The organism is Micromonospora sp. NPDC049559 (assembly GCF_040676675.1).
Classification (GTDB): Bacteria; Actinomycetota; Actinomycetes; order Mycobacteriales; family Micromonosporaceae; genus JBFAPK01.
Genome location: NZ_JBFAPK010000014.1, coordinates 37,508 through 60,120, shown reverse-complemented (window position 1 = coordinate 60,120; position 22,613 = coordinate 37,508). Strand labels below are relative to the sequence as shown.

17 protein-coding genes and 1 pseudogene are annotated in these 22,613 nt (G+C 72.4%); 12 read left to right on the top strand and 6 right to left on the bottom strand.

Annotation, left to right across the window (positions count from 1 at the left end; translation table 11 throughout):
* Positions 1-43 precede the first annotated feature (43 nt).
* On the top strand, positions 44-1,096 hold the full coding sequence (locus tag AB0J86_RS17375) for a LacI family DNA-binding transcriptional regulator (RefSeq protein WP_363858117.1): 1,053 nt from the start codon (positions 44-46) through the stop codon (positions 1,094-1,096).
* Between the two features lie 16 nt (positions 1,097-1,112).
* Here AB0J86_RS17375 and AB0J86_RS17370 read toward each other — a convergent pair whose 3' ends face one another.
* From AB0J86_RS17370 to AB0J86_RS17360, 3 genes and pseudogenes are all read right to left on the bottom strand, one after another.
* A complete protein-coding gene (locus tag AB0J86_RS17370; protein ID WP_363858310.1) occupies positions 1,113-1,640 on the bottom strand; it encodes a hypothetical protein in 528 nt (175 codons plus the stop codon).
* 231 nt (positions 1,641-1,871) lie between these two features.
* Positions 1,872-1,943, bottom strand: a pseudogene (locus AB0J86_RS17365) (DUF2510 domain-containing protein); the annotation flags it as partial.
* Positions 1,944-2,301: 358 nt separating this feature from the next.
* Positions 2,302-2,463 (bottom strand): hypothetical protein, encoded by a 162-nt coding sequence (locus AB0J86_RS17360; protein ID WP_363858115.1) that lies wholly within the window; start codon positions 2,461-2,463, stop codon positions 2,302-2,304.
* Between the two features lie 391 nt (positions 2,464-2,854).
* Between AB0J86_RS17360 and AB0J86_RS17355 the strand changes: the two genes are divergently transcribed.
* The 8 genes from AB0J86_RS17355 (at position 2,855) to AB0J86_RS17320 (ending at position 13,387) form a co-directional block, all read left to right on the top strand.
* Entirely contained in the window at positions 2,855-3,109 is a 255-nt protein-coding gene (locus tag AB0J86_RS17355) for a hypothetical protein (RefSeq protein WP_363858113.1), read from the top strand.
* Between the two features lie 152 nt (positions 3,110-3,261).
* Positions 3,262-3,522 carry a hypothetical protein gene (locus AB0J86_RS17350; RefSeq protein ID WP_363858301.1) on the top strand — a complete coding sequence of 87 codons (261 nt, stop codon included), beginning with the start codon at positions 3,262-3,264 and terminating at the stop codon, positions 3,520-3,522.
* Between the two features lie 659 nt (positions 3,523-4,181).
* Positions 4,182-6,593, top strand: a complete 2,412-nt coding sequence (locus AB0J86_RS17345) for an AAA family ATPase (protein WP_363858111.1) — start codon at positions 4,182-4,184, stop codon at positions 6,591-6,593.
* Complete coding sequence (locus tag AB0J86_RS17340) at positions 6,590-9,661, top strand: NACHT domain-containing protein (RefSeq protein WP_363858109.1); 3,072 nt, start codon at positions 6,590-6,592, stop codon at positions 9,659-9,661. The genes AB0J86_RS17345 and AB0J86_RS17340 overlap by 4 nt, the downstream gene beginning before the upstream one ends.
* Before the next feature lie 133 nt (positions 9,662-9,794).
* A complete protein-coding gene (locus AB0J86_RS17335) occupies positions 9,795-11,159 on the top strand; it encodes an OFA family MFS transporter (protein WP_363858107.1) in 1,365 nt (454 codons plus the stop codon).
* Positions 11,160-11,332: 173 nt separating this feature from the next.
* Positions 11,333-12,634 (top strand): alpha/beta fold hydrolase, encoded by a 1,302-nt coding sequence (locus AB0J86_RS17330; RefSeq protein ID WP_363858105.1) that lies wholly within the window; start codon positions 11,333-11,335, stop codon positions 12,632-12,634.
* 82 nt (positions 12,635-12,716) lie between these two features.
* Complete coding sequence (locus tag AB0J86_RS17325; RefSeq protein WP_363858103.1) at positions 12,717-12,935, top strand: hypothetical protein; 219 nt, start codon at positions 12,717-12,719, stop codon at positions 12,933-12,935.
* 101 nt (positions 12,936-13,036) lie between these two features.
* Positions 13,037-13,387, top strand: coding sequence for a DoxX family protein (locus AB0J86_RS17320; RefSeq protein ID WP_363858101.1), 351 nt, complete (start codon positions 13,037-13,039; stop codon positions 13,385-13,387).
* 132 nt (positions 13,388-13,519) lie between these two features.
* On the opposite strand, the gene AB0J86_RS17315 is transcribed toward AB0J86_RS17320, so the two are convergent.
* From AB0J86_RS17315 to sucC, 3 genes are all read right to left on the bottom strand, one after another.
* Positions 13,520-14,737, bottom strand: coding sequence for an acetylhydrolase (locus tag AB0J86_RS17315; RefSeq protein WP_363858099.1), 1,218 nt, complete (start codon positions 14,735-14,737; stop codon positions 13,520-13,522).
* Positions 14,738-14,978: 241 nt separating this feature from the next.
* Positions 14,979-15,860 carry a succinate--CoA ligase subunit alpha gene (gene sucD, locus AB0J86_RS17310; RefSeq protein WP_363858097.1) on the bottom strand — a complete coding sequence of 294 codons (882 nt, stop codon included), beginning with the start codon at positions 15,858-15,860 and terminating at the stop codon, positions 14,979-14,981.
* A gap of 5 nt (positions 15,861-15,865) precedes the next feature.
* Entirely contained in the window at positions 15,866-17,044 is a 1,179-nt protein-coding gene (sucC, locus tag AB0J86_RS17305; protein WP_363858096.1) for an ADP-forming succinate--CoA ligase subunit beta, read from the bottom strand.
* A gap of 392 nt (positions 17,045-17,436) precedes the next feature.
* Here sucC and frc point away from each other — a divergent pair, with 392 nt between their 5' ends.
* The 3 genes from frc to AB0J86_RS17290 all read left to right on the top strand — a co-directional run bounded on the left by frc (position 17,437) and on the right by AB0J86_RS17290 (position 22,612).
* Positions 17,437-18,666, top strand: a complete 1,230-nt coding sequence (frc, locus tag AB0J86_RS17300; protein WP_363858094.1) for a formyl-CoA transferase — start codon at positions 17,437-17,439, stop codon at positions 18,664-18,666.
* A gap of 64 nt (positions 18,667-18,730) precedes the next feature.
* Positions 18,731-20,899, top strand: a complete 2,169-nt coding sequence (locus tag AB0J86_RS17295) for an acetate--CoA ligase family protein (protein WP_363858092.1) — start codon at positions 18,731-18,733, stop codon at positions 20,897-20,899.
* Positions 20,900-21,049: 150 nt separating this feature from the next.
* Entirely contained in the window at positions 21,050-22,612 is a 1,563-nt protein-coding gene (locus AB0J86_RS17290) for an Nramp family divalent metal transporter (protein ID WP_363858091.1), read from the top strand.
* The last annotated feature ends 1 nt before the right edge of the window (position 22,613 follow it).

The following is a 22,613-nucleotide window of genomic DNA, read 5'->3' as shown; positions in this document are numbered from 1 at the left end:
GCTGTGCTATAAATGCCGCCATGACGTCACGGGGCGCGCCACGATGAGCACCGACCGGCGCGGCGGGACCCGGCTGCCCACCCTGGAGGACGTCGCCCAGGTCGCCGGGGTCTCCCGGGCCACCGTCTCCCGGGTCATCAACGGCGTGCGCAACGTCGATCCCCGCCTGCACGAGGTGGTGTGGAACGCGGTCGACGCGACCGGGTACGTCCCCAACCGCGCGGCCCGGTCGCTGGTGACCCGGCGCACCGGCACCGTCGCCCTGGTCGTCTCCGACTCCGAGGAGCACGCCGAGGACGACCCGTTCATGGGCCGGTTCTTCACCGACCCGTTCTTCGGGCGGGTGGTCGGCGGGCTGATGAGCGTGCTCCGCCCGGCCGGCGTCCAGCTCGCCCTCCAACTGGTCGGTTCCACCGACGCGCGCACCCGGCTCGTCGGCGACCTGCGGCAGGGTCAGGCCGACGGCGTCGTCCTGCTCTCCCTGCACCCGGAGGACGAGCTGCCGCGCCTGCTGGCCGAGGCCGGCCTCGCGGCCGTGATGATCGGGCGACCGGCCCGGCCGCTGCCGATCAGCTACGTCGACCTCGCCAACGAGACCGGCGGCGCGCTCGCGGCCGACCGGCTCGCCGCGCGCGGCTGCCGCCGTGTCGCCATGATCTCCGGGCCGGTGGACGTGCCGGCCAGCGCCGACCGGATGGCCGGCTTCCGGCGGGCGATGGCCCGGCACGGCCACGCCTGGTTCCCCTGCGTCCCCGGCAACTTCACCCACGACAGCGGGGAACGGGCGATGCGGCGGCTGCTGGCGGAGCAGCCGGAGCTGGACGGCGTCTTCGTCGCCAACGACCTGATGGCCCAGGGCGCGCTGGCCGCGCTGCGGGATGCGGGCCGGGCGGTCCCGCAGGAGGTCGCGGTGATCGGCTTCGACGACAGCAGCGCGGCGCTCGCCGCCCGGCCCGCGCTGACCACGATCCGGCATCCGCTGGAGGACATGGCGGCCGAGAGCGCCCGGCTGCTGCTCGCCCGGGTGGACGACCCCACCCTGCGCCCCACCTCGGTGATCTTCGAGCCGACCCTGGTACCGCGCCAGTCGGCGTAGCGCCCGGTCCGCCGCCCTACCGTCGCGTCGTGCGCCTGATCGGCGCGTCGACCGTCGGGCAGGCGAACGCCAGCGCGAAATGACCGACGGTGACGGCCAGCGGGCCCTTGCCCGGCAGGGCGTACGGCGGACCGCTCCACGGCACGTCGAGGCCGCCCACCGTCGGCTGCCCCGCCCAGCTGAGGAGGGCCGACACGAACAACAGCAGCCAGACGACGGTGACCCAGCCGGCCACCCGGCCCTGCGCGACCGTCACCACGATCGCCGCCAGCGCGACGACGAGGCAGACTCCCGCCAGGAGCAGCGCGAGTCCCTGACCGTACGCGCCCCGCGCGGCGCCGACCTCGACGTTGTTCGCCATGAACCAGTCCGCGAACCTGAGGTAGCCGATGCCGACCCGCCGGTCGGGAAAGCGGAGTTCGACCCACGGCAGCACCAGGAATCCGAAGAGCATCAGCCCGGCGGCGACGGCGAAGAGCGGCATTCTCCAGGCCAACGACGCCACCAGCGACTTCGACGGCGCCGGGGCCTCCGGGGCCGGCACCCCCGGCCTCGCCGCCGGACCGGGCTGCGCGGGGAGCGCGGGAGGCTCGGGCGGGCCGGCCGGACCGGGCGGGCCAGCGACAACCGGAGCCGAGGGTGGACCCGGGACCGGGGCCAACCCGGGGGTCGGGGCCGAGGGTGGACCAGCAGCCGGGGAGGAACCGGGAACCGGAGCGCCCGGCGGGGGCGGCGGATCGACCACCGGGCGTTGCCATCCGTCCAGGGCCTGCGGCGTCCACTCCGTACCGTCGTACCAGCGCAGCGGCTGCCGTCCGAACGGATCCGGGTACCAGCCCGCCCGCATGCCCGCCTCCCCCGCCACTCCCGACGCACCGGACGAAGCGAGCCTAGACGAGTACGTCCGAGCCGGGGCGGTGGTCGTATGCGGTCGAAGGCCGCGTGCTGCTCAGCAGACGTGCGGCGGTATGACGTCGTGGATGATCCAGTTGTCGATCTTGTCGTACTTGCCGCCGATCCCCTGCCCAGGAACTCCAGCACCCGTCCGGCCCGGGTCATCACCGCCTTCTTGTCCAGCTCGACGATGTCCTCCAGCTCCTCGAAGTTGCTCTTCGGCCGCCTGATGTACCGCAGGCCGCGCTCGATCACGTACTCGGTCAGCCCGTCACCGGTCTTGCGGACGACGATGTTGACCACCTGGCCGCTCACCCCGAACCGTCGGCGAGGGTCCGCCAGAGCACCGGAGTGAACGCGCCCGCGCCGGTGCTGCCCGCTGCGGCCCGCGGTCGAGCCGGCGGCGGGGTGAACTTCGCCTTCGCGCCGGGCACCGACCGGTCCTGCGGTAACGGCGCCCACGACGGTCTCACCGCCGCCTCCGCCCGCCCTGGTGCGAACCCGACCGACGCCACCAGTACCAGCGCCAGCCACCTCGCACCCCAATGTCGCCGCACCCTCATTCAGCCCTCCTGGAGTCCGGGACTTCATTGAGCGCAAGCGATCGAGACCCGGACAAGGAGACGAGGAGACAGGGTCCGCTTCTGCCCACGGCGGCTGCCGAGCGCGCTCGGTCCCGCTCGGTCGCCAGGCCGGATGCCCGTTCGACGGAGAGCGCGGTGGCGGAACGTCGGCGCAGCACGGCCCGTTGTCGGGAACCGGACGGCGCCCGACCCGGCAAGGCTGTATTCGCATCTTTCGATGTCACGGCCCGACTTCGAATCGAGTCACCGTGCGCTGTGGACGATGACGAGAGGAGCCTTCATGCGACGCAGATGGGTAACCCTGGGGATGGCGCTGGCGCTCGCCCTGGGCGGCCTGGTCGGGGTCGGCGCCGCGCCGGCCGGCGCCGACCCGGTGGGTGGCACGCTACGCGGCGTCTACTCCGACGGTCAGTTCTGCAACAGCTACGGCAGCGAGGGGGTCCAGACCGGCCAGTGGAGCTGGTACTACTGCGAGTACCGCCAGTACGGGCCCACCGGCCCCGGCTTCTACTTCCTCTGGACCTTCACCTACTGACCGTCGGGGGCTCGCGGACGCCCCGGACCACGATCTTCGTCTGTCGGCCGGGCGTACCGGCGTGGTCGACACGCACGGGGCGGGTGGCCCGCGTGGGAGCCACCCGCTCCGTGCCGTGTTCCGGAGCGGTCGCGCCGATGGGACAGGCCATAATGGAGCGCATGGTCAGATGGGAGTACGCCCTGCTCGTCCGGCGCCGCACCGCCGAGGGTCAGGGCTGGGGAATCAGCTTCACCTGGTACGGGCCGGACGGCTCCCGGCGCGACGTGACGCAGTTCGGCGACACCGCGATCGCGCACCTGAACCGGGCCGGCGCGGACGGCTGGGAGCTGGTCTCGGCGGAGGAGGACGTCAACAATCTCCAGGGCACCACGGAGATCCACCGCTACCACCTGAAGCGCCCACTGGATTGACCGCCCGCACCCCGTAGCGACTCCGATCGTCACCCGCCGACGTCACGGTCGGCGGGACCGACGGCGGTAACGTCATCGCGCACTCCCGGACGGACCGCCAACCGCGCTCACCCGCCCACTACCAATCGGCCCGCCACTACCAATCGCCCCGGCCGGCGCGAATCGGCCGGTGCGACGCGAATCGGCCCAGCACCAATCGTTCCGCCCGTGCGATTCCCCGTCCCGCCGCGAATCGCCGTCGGCCTACTCCGCACCGCTGCGCCACGGGTCCCGAATCCCGGCGCCGGCCGGCCCGTGCCGGCGTGGAATTTCCATCTCGCCCACGCGGGGGTTGCGCGCCGACGGCCCGGCCGCCCACCTCCGCCCGTGTCGCCACCGACCGGAACCCGCGCCCAGCACGCCCGCCGAACCGCGGCCGCGCCGGTCGTACCGACGGTTTCGCGGAGTCCTTGATTCGACAGTTCCGCCCGCGGAACATCATCCGCTCGGCCAATTGCCATTGATTGACCGGCCCCGAATCGTGCCACGGCACGTCCCGTTTCCGCGCCTGAAGGGATTCATCGGCTGGATCGAGTCACTTCCTCGGGTGAAGATGAGAAACCGAGGGAGGAATCGCGATGGGAACAGGCCACCGGATCAGGATCATTCTCGCGGCTGTCGTGCTGATTCCCATCGCACTTGCCACCGGATACAGTTCCTGGCTCTCGACCGTGCAACTCGTCGCCGCCGCCGGTACCGGGGCGCTGCTGACGTACCTGGTGGTGCTGATCGTCCGGTACCGCCGCTCCGCCGCCCCGCCCGTGGCGGTCGTCCCCGGCGGCCTCGACCGCACCGCGCACGACGAGCGGCACCAGGCGGTCGCCCCGGCCGAGCTGCCACCGCCGCCCGGGCTCCTGGTCGGACGGGAGCGGCAGCTCGCGACGCTCTCGGCGTACCTCGGCGATCCGGCCGGCGGCCGGCGTGAACCGCTGCTGGTCGTGCTGCACGGACCACCGGGCGTCGGCCGGACCGCGCTCGCGGTGAGCGTGGCGCACCTGGTGGCGCGCGACTATCCGGACGGGCAACTGCTGCTGCGGTTCGACCGCGGTCGCGACACGAGCGTCAACGAGCAGCTCGGTACGTTCGTCTGGGCGCTGAAGGGACCGCGCGACCCGGACCCCGACCCGACCGACTATCAGAGCTGGTACCGGGAACGGACCCGGCGCCGGCGGGTCCTGGTGATCCTCGACGACGCGCCGACGGCGGAGCGGGTCCTGCCGCTCGTGCCGGCCGGACCGCGCTGCCTGGCCATCGTCACCGCCGAGCGAGACCTGCCCGAGCTGGCCGAACGGTACCCCCGACGACTCAGCCTGGTCGTGCCGCCGCTCGACCCAGACCACGCCCGTGAACTGCTCGGTCAGCTCGTGGGCGGCGACCGGGTCGACCAGGAGCCCGCGGAGGCCGACCGGATCGTGGCGGCCGCCGGCGGCTACCCTATCGCGCTCTCGATCGCCGGCGCCGTGCTCGCGGCGCGTCGCAACTGGATGCTGGAGGTCACCGTCCGCCGGATGACCGAGGCGCGTACGGACCCTTCGGTGCTGCCCGACGTGGCCTTCGCGGGCATCCTCGACCTGGCGTTCGCCCTGCTCACCCGCTCGGAGCAGGAGGCGCTGGCGCTGCTCGGGCTGGCCGACACCCACCGGGTCGAGCCGTGGATGCTCGCCGCGCTGCTGCGGGGCGCGCGGCCCGGTCAGGAGGTCCCGCTGGCGCGGGCCGGCCGGCTGCTCGACCGGCTCGCCCGGGCCCGCCTGTTGGAACGGCAGCTCGACGAGGGGTCCGGACTGCCGAGCTACGGTCTGCCGACACACACCCGGGCGTACGCCGCGGCGCGGCTCGCAGAGCTCTTCCCGCGGGCACCGGAGGAGATCCGCCAGGAGCTGCGGGCCGCGCGCGAACGGCGCGTCGCCCAGGACGCCGAGCTGTCGCTGCGGCAGGCGGTCTACCAGCGGCTGGGCGAGGGCCGGCTCAACGAGGCGTTGGAGGGGGCGCGGGAGGCGCTGGCGTTGTGCCGGGAGCGGCGCGCGTCGCGGGCGGGCGCGACCGCGGCGTTCGACGTCGAGGAGGCGTTCATCCTCGTCGCGCTCGGTGACGTGCTCGCCGAGTTCGGCTGGTTCGACGCCGCGGCGATGTACGCCGACGAGGCCCGGGACCGGGGCGGCGACTCGTACCTGGTCACGTCCCGGGCCATGCGACTTCGGGGCAGCCTGCGCCGGCGCCTGCACCAGGTCGCCCAGGCCGAGCGCGACCTCGACGATGCGTACTCGGCGCTCGTGCGCGCCGACGACGACCGGATCGAGCGGATCCAGGTGCTCCGCGAGCTGATCCTGTTGCAGGCGCTGCGCGGCGACCCGGTCGCGGGGCGCTCGTACGCCGAGCACGCGCGCGCCTGGTGCGAGCGCAACGGGGAGCCCGGCCGGCGGGAGCTGGCCACGGTGCTGCTGGCTCACGGCACGGTGGAGCAGGCGTGCGGCGACCGGGACGAGGCCGCGCGGCTGCTCGCCACCGCCGAGCGGCTGACCGTCGAGTCGGCGCAGCCGCTGCCGCGCTGCTGGATCCGGTTGCAGCGCGCGCTGCTCCTGTTCGACGAGGGCCGCTACGACCAGAGCCGCGAATTCAGTTCGACCGCGCTGGCCGGGTTCACCGCGCTGCAACACCGGTACGGTGCCGGGCACGCCCGGCTCGCGCTCGGCCGTGCCCACCTCGACCAGGGGCACGTGCGGCGGGCGATCCCGATGCTGGAGGAGTGCCACGGCACCTTCCGCCGCTGCGGCGACCGATGGATCATGGCGAGCGCCGCGACCGCGCTGGCCGACGCGTACCGCCTCGCCGGACGGGGCGCCGAGGCGGTACGGCTGCTGGAGGCGGCGAAGCAGGCGTTCATGAACGTCGACGACGCCGAGGGTCGCCGGCTCGCCGAGCAGTTGCTCTGGCAGGTGGTCTCGGACGAGGCCGGCGCCGGGGGCCCGGAACGGCCCCGCCGGCACCGCCCGGGGCGTCCCGGCCCGATCGGCACCGACCGGGTGACGCGATGAGCTACGACCCCGACGGGCGCCCCGGCGAGCGCGTATCGCTGTCACGCGGAATCCGGCTCCGGACGTGGCTGCGGACGTGGCTGCGCCGCCTACGCCGGTTCCGGCTGCCGGCCGTGCTGCTCGCCACCGTGCTCTCGGTCAGCCTGAGCACCGTCTACGACGACATACCGCCCCACCTGCAGATCGTCGCCCTCGTGGTGCTGGGTGTCGCGGGCGCGATCGGCGCCCTGCCGACCGAACCGGGCGGTGAGCCGGCCATGGCGGGCGGGCACCTTGCGCCCACCGGTTCGTCCCGGCACACCGGCCGGTCGGGCGGCGCCACGCCGAAGAGGAAGCGCCGGCGCGAGCGGCGGAAGCGGAAGTCGCGCGCCGGCCGGGTGTGGTGGCGCTGGCTGCCGCGCCGGCGGGTGCGGGCCGTGCCCACCCTGCCGCCGCGCGACGTGCTCTTCGTGGGCCGGGCGGGTGAGCTCGTGGAGCTGCGGGAGCGGCACGACCGGCAGCGCGCCGAGCGCGACGCCGCGTCGCGACGCCGGCTGGGCTGGCGGCGGGCGGGCGGGGTCCGGGCCCCGGCCACGGGTCCGGTGATGTTGCTGGTGCACGGCGCCCCGGGGGTCGGCAAGAGCGCCCTCGTCGACGGGCTGGCCCGCAGCCTCGCCGACCGGTACCCCGACGGCCAGGTCTACGTCAGCCTGGGCACCGGCAGCACCGCACGCAGCCCGAACGAGGTCCTCCAGGAGCTGCTGCTCGCGCTCGGCTGGGACGAGAAGGAGATGCGCAAGAAGCGGACCACCGCCGACCGCGCGCTGGTGTTCCGGTCGCTCACGGCCCGCAAGCGGATCCTGTTCATCTTCGACGCCGCCCGCCACGCCGAGCAGGTCCGCGCGGTGATGCCGAGCGATCCGGCCACCGCCGTACTGATCACCAGCCGGCGGGAACTGCTCTGGCCGGACCCGCTGCCCTACCCCTCGTACCGGCTCGGGCTGCCCGACGCCGACGACGCGCTCGCCATGTTCCACACGATCTCGGGCGTCGAGGAGGGGCTGCGACCCGAGTGCGTCGCCGAGGTCATCGAGTACTGCGGTCGGCTGCCGCTGGCGATCCGGGCCGCGGCGGAGCGGGTCTCCGAGGACCGGGCGGACGTCTGCCAGGTCGCGGGGCTGCTGCGGGAGAAGCGGTCCCGGCTGGCCTGGCTGGTGCGTCCCGGCCGCTCGCTGCGCGGGCACCTGATGACCGAGTACCAGCGGTTGCTCCCCGAGGAGCAGCGCGCGTTGATGCTGCTCGCCCTGGTGCCGTCGGCGACCTTCGTACCGTCGGTGCTCTGTCCGCTGCTGGAGCTGCCGCCGGGCGAGGCGGAGGCGCTGGTCGACCGGTTGGCCGCGGCGCAACTGCTGGACGACCGTGGCATGGACCCGACCGAGCGGGTGGCCCGGTACGGGATACACCCGCTGACCCGGCTCTTCGCCTTCGAGCAGGCGGTGCGGCTCCCGGAGGACGAGGTCGGGCGGGCGTTCGCCCGGTTGGACGCGGCCTACCTCGACGTGGTCACCGCCGCCCTGAAGGCGCTGGACGAGGAGTCCGCGCCGGCCCGGTCGCTGGCGAGGCGGATCGCGGACTACCCGCAGCGGTGGGTGCGCAACGAGTACCCGAACCTGCTCCGGCTGATCCGCGCGCCCGGTACCGCCGACGCCGTCCGCTGGCGGATCGGCGCCTGGCTCGACGGCTGCGTGGTCGCGGACGTGCCGCTGCGCGCCAGCCTGGGGGCGTACGAGGAGGCGGTGCGCGCGGCCGAGCGGGAGGGGGAACGGCTGGGGCAGGTCGACGTGCTGCTCGCCCAGGGCACGTTCCTGGTCGCGGTCGAGCGGTACCGCGACGCCGAGCGGAGCTTCACCCTGGCGCTGCACCTCTGCCTCCGGTTGCGGGACGGCGGCCCGACCGAGGAGGTACGGGCGACGGCGAGCCGCCGGTTCACCAAGGTGCTGCGCAAGCGCGGCGAGGCGTACCTGCAGGCCGCCCGGCACCGGCAGGCGATCGACGCGCTGGAGGCGGCGTACCGCAACGCGGAGGCGACCGGTGACCGGCCCGAGCAGCGCCTGATCCGGGTGCTGCTGGGCGAGGCGCACCACGTCGACACGCCGGAGGCGGCAAAGGACGAACTGCTCGACCCGGTGGTGCCGGACGCGACCCGGTACCGGATCCTGCTCTCCCTGGCCGAGGCGGGCCGGCGGCGCGGTGACTGGCACAGCGCGACCGACTACTTCGGCGCGGTGCTCTCCTTCGTCGAGCAGGACCAGCGCCGCCGGGCGACGGTGCAGTACCGGATGGCGCGGTTCCTGCTCGGCCAGGCCGCCGCGCCCCGCGACGAGCTGGCCGATCCGCGGCCCGGTACGGCGCCCGCGGTACTGGCGACCAGGCGGGCGGCGGACGCGGCGGTGCTCTTCCGGCAGATGGAGAACCCGGTCGGCGAGGTGCGCGCCTACTGCATGCTGGCGCGTACGGTGCTCCAGTTGGGCCGGTCGGTGGAGGCCGACCGGCTCGCGCACGTCGCGGGCGGGAAGCTGGGCCTGCTGCACGCCGCCGGCGAGCCGCGGGAGGTGCTCGCGCCGCTGGCCGCGCGGCTGGACCGGGTCCGCGGCGAGATCCGCCTGCGGGCGGGCGACTACGAGGGTGGCCGGCACCTGCTGATGACCGCCGCCGCCATGTTCGCGGCGCAGGAGGACTGGGCCGCGCTGCGGGACGTCCTGCGGTCACTGGAGGTGAACCGGCCGGCCGCGCGCAGTCCCGTCGTCTCCCCCGGCCCGGAGCCGCTCGGTGTGGACGACGCGCGCGCGGGCCGGGTCTTCTCCGCCGTGCCCGCCGGCCTGTCGGTGACCATGACCGAACGCCTCGCGGAGCCGGTGCCGACCGAGCCGGCGACGCGCGGGAACTCCGGTACGCGGGTACCCGTGGCGCGGACGCCCGAGGCGGACCCACCCGGTCCCAACGGTGTGCCCGGTCCCGACGCCGTGGCCGGTTCCGCCGGCACGGCCGGTTCCGACGCCGTGGCGGGTTCCGACGGCGTGGCGGGTTAGGCACCCGGGTACCGGCGGGGCCGGGACCACCGGCGGCCGACCACGTCCCGCTTTCCGGGCGTACCTGGACAGTGTGGTGTGACCGATGGTACACAGAAAGGCAGCTGGCATACTGTATGCAATGGAGGCACCCATGACGGACTCCAGCACGACCGCCGTACGCGAGATCCGCGACGTATATGGCCGCCGCTACCGGGTCGGGGAGACCGACCGGGAACTCATCGGACGGTCCCGCGCCTGGATGATCCGCCTCTCCTGGGCCTCGATGCTGGCGATCAGCCTGTTCCAGTACGGGTTCGGCGCCGCGATCCCCGCCCTCACCGGGGCCAACGGGTGGTCCCACGGCGACGCGTTCGCCGTACTGGCGCTCTGGGTGGTGTGCCAGGCCGGCAGCTCTCCCCTGGCCGCGTGGTGGTACCGCCGCCTGCGCGCCCGGCCCGCCGTACCGATGCTGGTCGGCGCCGCCGGATGCCTGGTCGCGCTGGTGACGCTGGGACACTCCGGCGACCTCGCCACGGTCCTGCTGGGCTACTCCGTGCTCGGCGGCGTCGGCGCCGGTTTGGTCTACATGACCTGCATCGCCACCGTCACCGAGTGGTTCCCCGAACGGACCGCGGGGCGGGTCGGCCTGGTCAGCGGCGCGTTCGGCTACGGTGCGCTGCCGTTCGTCGCGGTCGCCGCGTACGCCCTCGGCGTCGACAACCGGGCCGCGATCCTGGACGCCACCGCCGCCGTGGTCTTCGTGGTGGTCGCCACCGCCGCACTGCTGCTGCGCAAGCCACCCGCGCACTGGTGGCCGCCGCACATCGACCCGCAGCGCTGGGCGGTCGACCGCCGGCTCAACCGCAGCATCCCGAACAACACCCCGGCGATCCGGCCGCACTCCCCCCGGGCCGCGCTGCGCAGCGGCATGCTGCCGATCATGTTCCTGGTCGTCGTCCTGACCTCGGGTATCGCGCTCTTCGACATCGCGTACCTCGGCGGGTACGCCCGGACCGCACAGAGCGCACCGCTCGTGCTGCTCGCCTCGATCGGCGCGCTGGCTGCCGCGACCGGCATCGGCCGTACCGTCACCAGCTCGCTCTCGGACCGGTTCGGCCGCCGGCGCACCCTCGGGCTCTCGCTCGGCCTCGGCGCGGTGGCCCAGTTCGGGCTGCTCGCGTCCCTGCACGCCGAGCAGACGGTCGCGGTGGTCGGCTTCGCGGCGCTGGCGGGCGCCGGCACGGGCGCGGGCTACTCGCTCATGGTCAGCGTGGTGCGCGACTGGTTCGGCGGCGAGGCGAACCTCACCAACTACGGCATCGTCTACAGCGGCAAGGCGGTCGGCGGCGTACTCGGCATCTGGCTCGCCGGGCTGGTGGTGGCCGCTCCGGGAGCGATCGTCGCGTCGGTCGTCGCCGGGTGCCTGGGGCTGGTCGGCGCGCTGCTCACCGCGCGGCTGCGCCAGCCGGGACGGCCCGCGCTGCCCCTGCCCCAGCACCTTCGCGCCGGCGGCTGACCGCCGTCCACGCAGGAGACCACCGGCGCGTTGGGGAGCGTGCCGGTACCGGGAGAGCCGCCGGCCCCGCCGGCGGCTCTCCGCCTGCCCGGCGCTGGTCCACCCACCCGACCTGGCAGGATCCCGTTCCGGAAGCCGGGCCGCGCGCCGCAGAACTTCCGGAGGAGGAAACCGTGCCGACCTACCGTCAACCCGGCACCGTCGTCACCGACCACCATTTCCAGGTACCGCTCGACCACGCGGAGCCGGCCGGTGAGCAGATCGAGGTGTACGCCCGCGAGGTGGTCGCGGCCGGCAAGGATCCCGACACGCTGCCGTGGCTGCTGTTCCTCCAGGGCGGCCCCGGCGGCCGGTCACCCCGCCCGGTGGGCCGGGACAGCTGGCTGGACCGGGCGCTGGACGACTACCGGGTGCTGCTGCTGGACCAGCGCGGTACCGGCCGCTCCACCCCCGCCGACCGGCACACCCTGCCCCGGCGCGGGGACGCGGCGGCGCAGGCCGGCTACCTCGCGCACTTCCGGGCCGACTCGATCGTGCGGGACTGCGAGCTGCTCCGCCGGCAACTGCTCGGCGAGCAGGGCCGGTGGAGTGTGCTCGGCCAGAGCTTCGGCGGCTTCTGCACCCTCACCTACCTGTCGTACGCGCCGGAGGGCATCCGCGAGGCGTTCGTGACCGGCGGCCTGCCCGGGCTGGACCGCACGGCCGAGGACGTCTACCGGGCCGCCTACCCGCGCGTACGGCGGAAGGTCGAGGCGCACTACGCCCGCTACCCCCGGGACGTCGAGACCGTCCGCGCCGTCGTACGACACCTACGGGAGCACGAGGTACGGCTGCCCGGCGGTGGGCTGCTGACCGCCGAGGCGTTCCAGGCGCTCGGCATGATGCTCGGCACCGGCAACGGCTCACACACGCTGCACTACCTCCTGGAAGACGCGTTCCTGCCGGGCAGCGAGCTCGGCGACGCGTTCCTCGCCCAGGTCCAGGGCCACCTGTCGTTCGCCGTCAACCCGCTCTTCGCGGTGCTGCACGAGCCGAGCTACGGGCAGCGCTCGGTGTCGCCGTACGGCACCGGGTGGGCGGCCCAGGCGGTCCGCGCCGAGTTCCCGCGCTTCGACGTCGACCGGGCGCTGGCGGACGAGCTTCCCGTGCTGCTGACCGGCGAGATGATCTACCCCTGGATGTTCACCACCGACCCGGCGCTGGCGCCGCTGCGCGAGGTGGCGGAGCTGCTGGCGCGGTGGGAGCGGTGGCCCGACCTGTACGACCCGCGACAGCTGGCGCGCAACGAGGTACCGGTGGTCGCCGCCGTCTACCACGACGACATGTACGTCGACACCGCCCACTCGCTGGAGACGGCCGACTCGGTACGCGGTCTGCGTACCTGGATCACCAACGAGTACGAGCACGACGGTCTGCGGGTCAGCGGTGGCCGCGTCCTCGACCGGCTGATCCGGATGATCCGCGACGAGCTGTGACACCCCACCGCCTTGTGCGGGTTCGGTGAAGATCCGTCACGGCGACTTCGTCGGCGGCGATGCACGCCCTAGCGTCGTGATCGTGATCTTCTTCGAGGACGATCCGGAGCCGGCCGAGCCGCGGACCAGACGCGATTTCGCGGGGTCCATCGCCCGGTCCTTGGCTACGCACGGCGCCGTCTTCGCCGGGCTGGTCGCGCTGACCAGCGCCGGCATTGTCGCGCTGCTCGCGGCTCTCGGCCTCGGGCCGTTCATCGCATGGCGCCTGGTACTGATGATCCTTGTCTCCCGCGACGGGTAGGTCGGCAGGCGCGCCCACGGCGCCGCCCATCCCGTCCGGCCAAGCGCGTCACGTTCGCCGGCGCCGGCTCGTCCTTGTGGCAACCCAGAAGGAGACAGCCCATGTTCGCCGCCTACGTCACGGTCACCGTCCTCGCGTCGGTCCTCAACGGCATCGCCGCCGTCACCTACCTGATCGGCCACGACTATCCGAGAGCCCAGGCGGACATGAAGGGCGTGCCACGGTCGTGGGTACCGGTGTTGGGCGTGCTGCTGGCGGCGGGCTCCCTCGGGCTGCTGGCCGGCTTCGCCGTGCCGTGGCTGGGGACATTGGCGGCCGGCGGTCTCGTGCTGTACTTCGTCGGAGCGCTTGTCGCGCACCTGCGGGTGGGCTCCCGCCAACTCGTCGGATGGGCCGTCTTCTTCACCACCGCGGTCGCCGCCCTGGCCGTGCGGCTGAGCCAGCAGGGGTGACGAGTCCGCTGTCGGTGGGCGCCCACACCGGACGGCCGCCACGCGGACCACGGACGGAAAGCACCGCGCACACCACGGACGGGACGCGGAGCGCGGACCGCGGTACGGGCTCCCGCGCCGCGGTCCGTCACCTCACGGAACGTACGTCACTTCCGGGAAGGCCGGGCTCGGACCGTCGAGCAGGCGTCCCCGCCGGCCGCGCAGGTGCAGGTCGAAGAAGGCGAGCGGGTACGCCTGCTGGATGCGCGTCGCCCGGACCGGGTCGAGGGTGCCGATCCAGCCGCGCAGCTCCTCGTCGCTCATCCCGACGACCCGCGCCAACTGCGGGATGAGCACCTGGTTGTCGCCGTACGACGAGTGGACCGCGCCCTCGGCGTGCACGTTGAGCCGCCATCCGCGCAGGTGTGACCAGAACTCGGCGACGCTCGGCTCCGCGGCCCGGGTGAAGACGGCGGTCATCAGCATGAAGGGCCGATCCAGGTCGGTGCCGAGGGGCGGCTGCGCCTGCATCGGGCCGTCGATGCTCAGCCCGGCCCGGACCCGTGGGTCGTCGACCATGACGAGGGCCGTCGCCGTTGCGCCCTTCGACCAGCCGAACATGCCGACCCGGCGCAGGTCGAGGGCGCCCCGCAGGTCGGCCGGCAGCGGCCGGTGTCCGGCGTCGGGGTTGCGTCCGGCGGCCAGGTCCTCGACGCGGTCGAGGACGAATCGGATGTCCGTCGCGAAGTCCGCCGGGTACAACGCGTGCTCGGGATCGTCGAGCGGAACGGTGAGCCGGCCGTCGGGGAACTCGCTGAACGCGTCGTACGTGTGGTCCACCGTGACCACGACGTACCCGTGGCTGGCGAGTTCCTGCACCACGATCGTGGTGTCGGCGCGGTGGTCGTGCGCGCCGTGGGAGAAGACCACGACGGGGAACGGTCCGCCCGTCCGCCGCACCGGGGCGCCCTCGTGTCCGGCGGTGAACGGCGCGAGCACGGCGTCGGCCGCGAACCCCCCGGACACCAGGTACGCCCGCAGGGTGGCGGCGGGCATCCAGCTCGCCCGCGGATACCGCCCGACGTTCCGGGCCGGGTACCAGAGGCTCACCATCAGCTCGCGGTGACGCCCCGGGCCGGCCACGGGATCGGGCCGGGAGCCGTCGACGAGGTGCAGTCGCGCCGTGCCCACCGAATACGGTCCGGTGGGCACGGGCAGGGTGAGCCGTACCGGGCCCGGGGTGGCCCGCGCCGCCGACGCGTGGCTCGCCGCGCCGACCGGCAGGCCGGCTCCCACCACCAGTGCCGCTTCGAGCAGGCGTCGGCGCGTCATCCGTACCCGGTCGACGCGTGCCGTGAATGCTGCCGCCATCTCTGTCCTCCCGCCGTGTGGACAACCTGCGTCCACTGTCTCGGTGGGCGGCGGCGATGTCGTCGGTCCGTGGGACTGTTCGACGGGCGGACAGGTAGCCCGCGGGCGTAATCCTGGCGACCCGGTCGCGGGCGCGGCGCGCTACGTCGGCGCGCGGCCCGCGACCCGGACCGGGTATGGCCCGCACCCCCGGACCGGCGGGTATCCCGCGCGGTGGCTCGCGCGGGATACCCGGCCCCCCTCACTTGGCCTGTGACTGGATGATCTCCCGCATCAGCGCCGCGGCCTCGGACGGCGTCTTGCCGACCTTGACGCCGACCGCCTCCAGCGCCTCCTGCTTGGCCGCTGCCGTGCCCGACGAGCCGGAGACGATCGCCCCGGCGTGCCCCATGGTCTTGCCCTCCGGCGCGGTGAAGCCGGCGACGTAGCCGACGACCGGCTTGGTGATGTTGGCCCGGATGTACTCGGCGGCCCGCTCTTCCGCGTCGCCGCCGATTTCGCCGATCAGCACGATCGCGTCGGTCTCGGGGTCGTCCTGGAATGCCTGGAGGCAGTCGATGTGGGTGGTCCCGATGATCGGGTCACCGCCGATGCCGACGCAGGTGGAGAAGCCGAAGTCGCGCAGTTCGTACATCATCTGGTACGTCAGGGTGCCGCTCTTGCTGACCAGTCCGATCCGGCCCCGCTTGGTGATGTCGGCGGGGATGATGCCGGCGTTGGACTGGCCGGGGCTGATCAGGCCCGGGCAGTTGGGGCCGATGATGCGGGTCCGGTTGCCGTTGGCGCAGGCGTACGCCCAGAAGGCCGCCGTGTCGTGCACCGGGATGCCCTCGGTCAGCACCACCACGAGCCCGATCCCCGCGTCGATCGCCTCGACCACCGCGGCCCGGGCGAACCGGGGCGGTACGAAGACGACGGAGACGTCCGCGCCGGTGGCCTGTACCGCCTCGCCGACGCCGCCGAAGACCGGGATGCCGTCGACCTCCTGGCCGCCCTTGCCCGGGGTGACGCCGGCGACGATGTTCGTGCCGGCCGCGACCATCCGGCGGGTGTGCTTCGTGCCCTCGGTACCGGTGATGCCCTGGACCAGCACCCTGCTGTTCTCGGTGAGGAAGATTGCCATCTCGGTCAGGCCCCCTTGCTGGCGAGTTCGGCGGCGAGCGCCGCCGCGCCGTCCATCGTTTCGGCGGTACGTACGCAGTCCAGGGCGGCCTCGGCGAGGATCCGGCGCCCCTCGGCGGCGTTGTTGCCGTCCAACCGGACCACCAGCGGCTTGTCGATGACCTCGCCCCTGCGGGTGAGCAGGTCGATGGCTTGGACGATGCCGTTGGCGACGGCGTCGCAGGCGGTGATGCCGCCGAAGACGTTGACGAAGACGCTCCGCACGGCCGGGTCACCGAGGATGATGTCGAGCCCGTTCGCCATCACCTCGGCCGAGGCGCCGCCGCCGATGTCGAGGAAGTTGGCCGGCTTGACGCCGCCGAACCGCTCGCCCGCGTACGCCACGACGTCGAGGGTGCTCATCACGAGCCCGGCGCCGTTGCCGATCACGCCCACCTCGCCGTCGAGCTTGACGTAGTTGAGGTGCTTCTCCGCGGCCCGCAGTTCGAGCGGGTCGGTCGCGGCGTTGTCGACGAACGCGGCGTGGCCGGGCTGCCGGAAGCGCGCGTTGTCGTCCACGGTCACCTTGCCGTCCAGCGCGCGTACCGAGCCGTCCGCGAGCCGGGCCAGTGGGTTGATCTCGACAAGGGTGGCGTCCTCGCCGCGGAAGACGTCCCAGAGCTTGATGAGCACCTCGCCGACCTCGTCGTACACGTCCGACGGCAGCCCGGCGTCGGCGCAGAGCTGGTACGCGCCCTCGAGCTTCAGCCCGAGGGCCGGGTCCACCTCGAGCCGGGCCAGCGCCGCCGGGTCCTCGGCCGCGACCTGCTCGATGTCCATGCCCCCGGAGCGGGAGACCATGGCGAGGAAGGAGCGGTTGGCGCGGTCCAGCAGCAGGGCCGCGTAGTACTCGTCGGCGATCTCGCTCGCCTCGGTGACCAGCAGTTTCCGTACGGTGTGGCCCTTGATGTCCATGCCGAGGATCGCCTCGGCGGTCTCGTGGGCGGCGTCCGGCCCGGCGGCCAGCTTGACCCCACCGGCCTTGCCCCGCCCACCGGTCTTCACCTGTGCCTTGACGACGACCCGGCCACCGATCTCGGCGGCGGCGGTACGCGCCTCCTCGGCGGTGTGGACGACCTGCATGCGGCCCACCGGCACGCCGTACTTGGCGAAGAGTTCCTGGGCTTGATGCTCGTACAGATCCATTGTGGATCTCCCTTCGTGGCGCGGAGTCCGGGCGCACCCCGGTGCGGGTCGGGACGGGTACCGGGTAACGCGCGCGGGCAGGCGCGGATCACCGGGACCGGTGGTGGGGGCGGAACCGGCATGGCTTCGCCGAAAACGTTCTGCCACCCCCTAGACACCCCACTGTCACAAGGGGCACGATATTGCCTACCCCATACGGTATGCAATCCCCGACGAATGCGGAGGGCTCCGATGACTCGTTTCCCGGGTCAGCCAGGTAGGACCCGCCCGCACCGCCGTCCGGAGGGCTTTTCCCGCCGCCCGTCGCGCGGAAACGGGACCGCCGCCGGGCGCACGTAGCGGACTTATCAGCATCGATCGGCAAAGGCGTGTCGCGTACAGGAGGTTGACTCATGGGTAAGGCACTCGAGGGCGTCCGGGTCCTCGACATGACGCATGTGCAGTCCGGTCCCTCGTCCACGCAGATCCTCGCGTGGCTCGGCGCCGACGTCATCAAGCTCGAGGCCCCCGGCCAGGGCGACATCACCCGCAGCCAGCTCCGGGACATCCCCGACGTCGACAGCCTCTACTTCACGATGCTCAACGGCAACAAGCGCAGCATCACGCTGAACATGAAGAGCGAGCAGGGCAAGGAGGTCTTCACCCGGCTCGTCTCCGGGGTCGACATCCTGGTCGAGAACTTCGGGCCCGGCGTGGTGGAGCGCTTCGGCTTCCCCTGGGAGAAGCTCCAGGAGATCAACCCCGGGCTCATCTACGCCTCCATCAAGGGCTTCGGGCCCGGCCGCTACGCCAACTTCAAGGCGTACGAGGTGATCGCGCAGGCGATGGCCGGCTCGATGAGCACCACCGGCTTCGAGGACGGCCCGCCGACCGCGACCGGCGCCCAGATCGGCGACTCCGGCACCGGTATCCACCTGGTCGCCGGCATCCTCGCGGCGCTGTACCAGCGCACCCACAGCGGCCGGGGGCAGCGGGTCCAGGTCGCGATGCAGGACGCGGTGCTGAACCTGTGCCGGGTCAAGCTGCGCGACCAGCAGCGGCTCGCGCACGGACCGCTGAACGAGTACCCGAACCAGCACTTCGGCGACGAGGTACCGCGCAGCGGCAACGCCTCCGGCGGCGGCCAGCCCGGCTGGGCGGTGCGCTGCGCGCCCGGCGGCCCCAACGACTACATCTACGTGATCATCCAGCCCGTCGGCTGGAAGCCGATCACCGACCTGATCGGCCGGCCGGAGCTGGCGGACGACCCCGCGTGGAGCACCCCGCAGGCGCGCCTCAACAAGCTCGACAAGGCGTTCGCGCTGATCGAGGAGTGGACCGAGAAGCACACCAAGTGGGAGGTCATGGAGAAGCTCAACGCCCACAACATCCCGTGCGGTCCGATCCTGTCGACCAAGGAGCTGATCGAGGACGAGACCCTCGCCGAGCTGGGCGCCGTCGTCGAGGTCGCCCACCCCAAGCGCGGCTCGTACAAGACGGTCGGCAACCCGATCAAGCTCTCGGACTCCTTCGTCGAGGTCGAGCGCTCGCCGCTGCTGGGCGAGCACACCGATCAGGTGCTCGCCGAGCTCGGCTACGACGAGCAGCAGATCGGTGAGCTGCGCACCGCCGGCGCCATCTGACCACCCGCGAATCAACCGGAACCGCCGGAGCCGGCGGGGCAACCGTTTGCAAGGAGTCGAGGACATGCCAGAGAACGAACAGCGCTACGACCGCGACGCCGTACGGCGGGTCATCGACCAGGTCAAGGCCGAGGGGCGCAGCTCGCTGACCGCCCCCGAGGGCCGCGCCGTGGCCGAGGCGTACGGCATCGCCACGCCGGGCGAGGGCCTGGCCACCACCGCCGAGGAGGCGGTACGGCTGGCCATCGAGATCGGCCTGCCGGTCGTACTGAAGATCGTCTCGCCGGACATCCTGCACAAGACCGAGGCGGGCGGCGTACTGGTCGGGCTGAAGACCCCCGACGAGGTCTCCGCGGGCTTCGACACCATCGTCGCCAACGCCCGCGCATACAAGGCGGACGCCAACATCCTCGGGGTCCAGGTGCAGCAGCAGCTCACCTCCGGTCACGAGGTCATCATCGGTACGGTCACCGACCCGACCTTCGGCAAGGTCGTCGCGTTCGGGCTCGGCGGCGTACTGGTCGAGGTGCTCAAGGACGTCACCTTCCGGCTCGCCCCGACGGACCACCCGACCGCGCTGTCGATGGTCGACGGCATCGCCTCGGCCGAGATCCTGCGGGGCGTACGCGGCGCCGAGGGGGCGGACCGGGAGCTGCTGGCCGACCTGATCGTCCGGGTCTCGAACCTGGTCACCGACTTCCCGGAGCTCTCCGAGGTCGACCTCAACCCGGTGCTGGCCACGCCGAACGGTGCGACCGCGGTGGACGTTCGGATCCTGGTCGACGACAACGCCGCCAAGGAGCCGGTCCGGTTCAGCCGGGAGGAGATCCTGGCGTCGATGAACCGGATCATGAAGCCGGCCTCGATCGCCGTGATCGGCGCCTCGGCCGAGGCCGGGAAGATCGGGAACTCGGTGATGAAGAACCTGGTGAACGGCGGTTACCAGGGCGAGATCTACCCGATCAACCCGAAGGCCAGCGAGATCCTGGAACGCAAGGCGTTCCGCAGCATCAGCGACGTACCCGGCGACGTGGACGTCGCTGTTTTCGCGATCCCGGCCAAGTTCGTGCCGGCGGCGCTGGAGGAGGCCGGGGCCAAGGGCGTCGCGGGCGCCATCCTCATCCCCTCGGGCTTCGGCGAGACCGGCAACCACGAGCTGCAGGAGGAGGTCGTCGCGGTCGCCCGCCGGCACGGCGTACGGATCCTCGGGCCGAACATCTACGGCTACTACTACACGCCGCAGAACCTCTCCGCGACGTTCTGCACCCCGTACGACGTCAAGGGCGGCGTCGCGCTCTCCTCGCAGTCCGGCGGCATCGGCATGGCCATCCTGGGCTTCAGCCGCTCGGCCCAGATGGGCGTCTCGGCGATCGTCGGCGTGGGCAACAAGGCCGACATCGACGAGGACGACCTGCTCACCTTCTTCGAGAGCGACGAGAACACCAACCTCATCGCGATGCACCTGGAGGACCTCAAGGACGGCCGGTCGTTCGCGGAGACCGCCAAGCGGGTCTCGGTGACCAAGCCGGTCGTCGTGCTCAAGGCCGGCCGCACCGACCAGGGCGCCAAGGCGGCCAGCTCGCACACCGGCGCGCTGGCCGGCAACGACAAGGTCTACGACGACATCCTGCGGTCCAGCGGCGTGATCCGCGCTCCCGGCCTCAACGACCTGCTCGAGTACGCCCGCGGCATCCCGCTGCTGCCCACCCCGCAGGGCGAGAACGTCGTCATCATCACCGGCGCCGGCGGCTCGGGCGTACTGCTCTCCGACGCGTGCGTGGACAACGGCCTGACGCTGATGTCCATCCCGCCGGACCTGGACGAGGCGTTCCGGAAGTTCATTCCGCCGTTCGGCGCGGCCGGCAACCCGGTGGACATCACCGGCGGCGAGCCGCCGTCGACGTACCGGAACACCATCGCGCTCGGCCTCTCCGACCCGCGCATCCACTCGCTGATCCTGGGCTACTGGCACACCATCGTGACGCCGCCCATGGTCTTCGCCGAGCTGGTCGTTGACGTGGTCGAGGAGTTCCGGGCCAAGGGCATCCACAAGCCCGTCGTCGCCTCGCTCGCCGGCGACGTCGAGGTCGAGCAGGCCAGCGAGCACCTGTACCGCCACGGCATCGTGGCGTACCCCTACACGACCGAGAAACCGGTCGCGGTACTCGGCGCGAAGTACCGCTGGGCCCGGTCCGCCGGCCTGCTCGGCGGCCGCCCGCACGGCGACGGCTGACAGCTCCATCCCGCGCGACGTATCAGCCAGGGGGACGGCCACCCCGCGTGGCCGTCCCGTGAACAGGGGGCGACAAGGACAAACGCGTCAGGGTTCTGGATCCGTCCCCCAGACCCCGTACAGCCACTAGGCAAACCGAGGAGGTCCAGCGTGGAGGCTTCGAAAAAGCCTGCCCCGAGCCAGCAGGTGGGCAGCGCGACCGGCTCATCGGCACCACCCAGCGGGGATCCATCCATCACCACCGCGACCGTCGGCGGCGGCGCGACGACCCAGGAGCGGGTCTGGCGGGCCGGTCGGCTCGAACCGATGCCGATCCGGGAACTGCCGGACCCGCCGCCGTCGGTCCATCTGCTCGGTCCCACCGTCTTCCTCGTCGCGCTCGGCGTCGGGATGGGCGAGGCGTACATGTGGCCCCGCCTGGTCCTGGTCTTCGGGCCGGAGATCCGGTGGTTGTTCCTGATCGGCGTGACCCTCCAGGCCTTCGTCATGCTGGAGATGGCCCGGTACGCCATGGCGACCGGCGAGAGCATCTTCTTCGGGGCCGCCCGGGTCTTCAAACCACTGATGTGGTTCTTCTTCACAGCGGCGATCCTGGTCTACATCTGGCCGGGTCACCTCTCCACCGGCGCGGCGGCGTTCGAGCAGGTCACCGGCATACCCTGGGTGGTCACCGCGATCGTCGGTCTGATCGCGGTCGGCATCATCTTCAGCCTCGCGTCGGTCATCTACTCGCTGCTGGAGAACGTGCTCGGCATCCTGATCGGCGTCCTGGTCGTCGGTACCGCCGTGGCGGCCTCGCTGGTCGGCCAGTGGAGCGACGTCACCGCCACCCTCGGCGGCATGTTCCACTTCGGCTACTTCCCGGAGGGCTCGCTCTCCAAGACGTGGTTCCCGGTCCTGGTCGGGGCGATCGCGTTCGCCGGTCCGTCCGGCATGCAGCAGATGTGGTACACGCTGCACCTGCGCGACTCGGGCGCCGGCATGGGGGCGCACATCCCCAAGGTACGCGGGCTGCGGGCGGCGGGCGACGAGGAGGAGATGCCGTCGCGCGGCTTCATGTTCGACACCGACAACCCGGCCGAGATGCGCAAGTGGAAGGGCTGGCGGCGGTGGGTGACCTTCGACGCGCTGCTGCTCTTCTGGGGCGTGACGATGCTGGTCACCATCTCGTTCACGGTGCTGGCGCGGACCGCCGCGCGGGAGAACCCGGCCGTTGGAGACATCATCAGGGGTGGCGACCGGGAAGCCTCGCTGACCGCGATGGCGGACGCCTTCGCCTCCGCCGGCGCGCCGGTGCTGCACGGGATCTTCCTCGGCTTCATCGCGCTGATCGGCCTCAACGCCACGCTCGGGCTGTTCGACTCGTTCTCCCGGGGCCAGTCGGACATGACCTACCACTTCGTACCGGGCGCCAAGCGGTTCGGGGTGTCGAAGCTCTACGCGGGCTTCCTCTGGGGTGTCATCACGTTCGGGATCGTCATCCTGCTCTTCGGTCCGGCCGACGGTCCGGGCGCGATCCTGGACGTGCTGGCCTTCCTCTCCACCTTCGCGATGGGCGCCTACTGCGTCGTCCTGCTGCTGGTCAACAACCGGATGCTGCCCAAGCCGATCCGGCCGGGCATCGTCCAGAACGCGGTGATCGGTTTCGGCGCGGTCTTCTACCTGGGCATGCTCTTCTACAGCCTGATCCGGTTCGGCGTGGTCGTGGACTGAC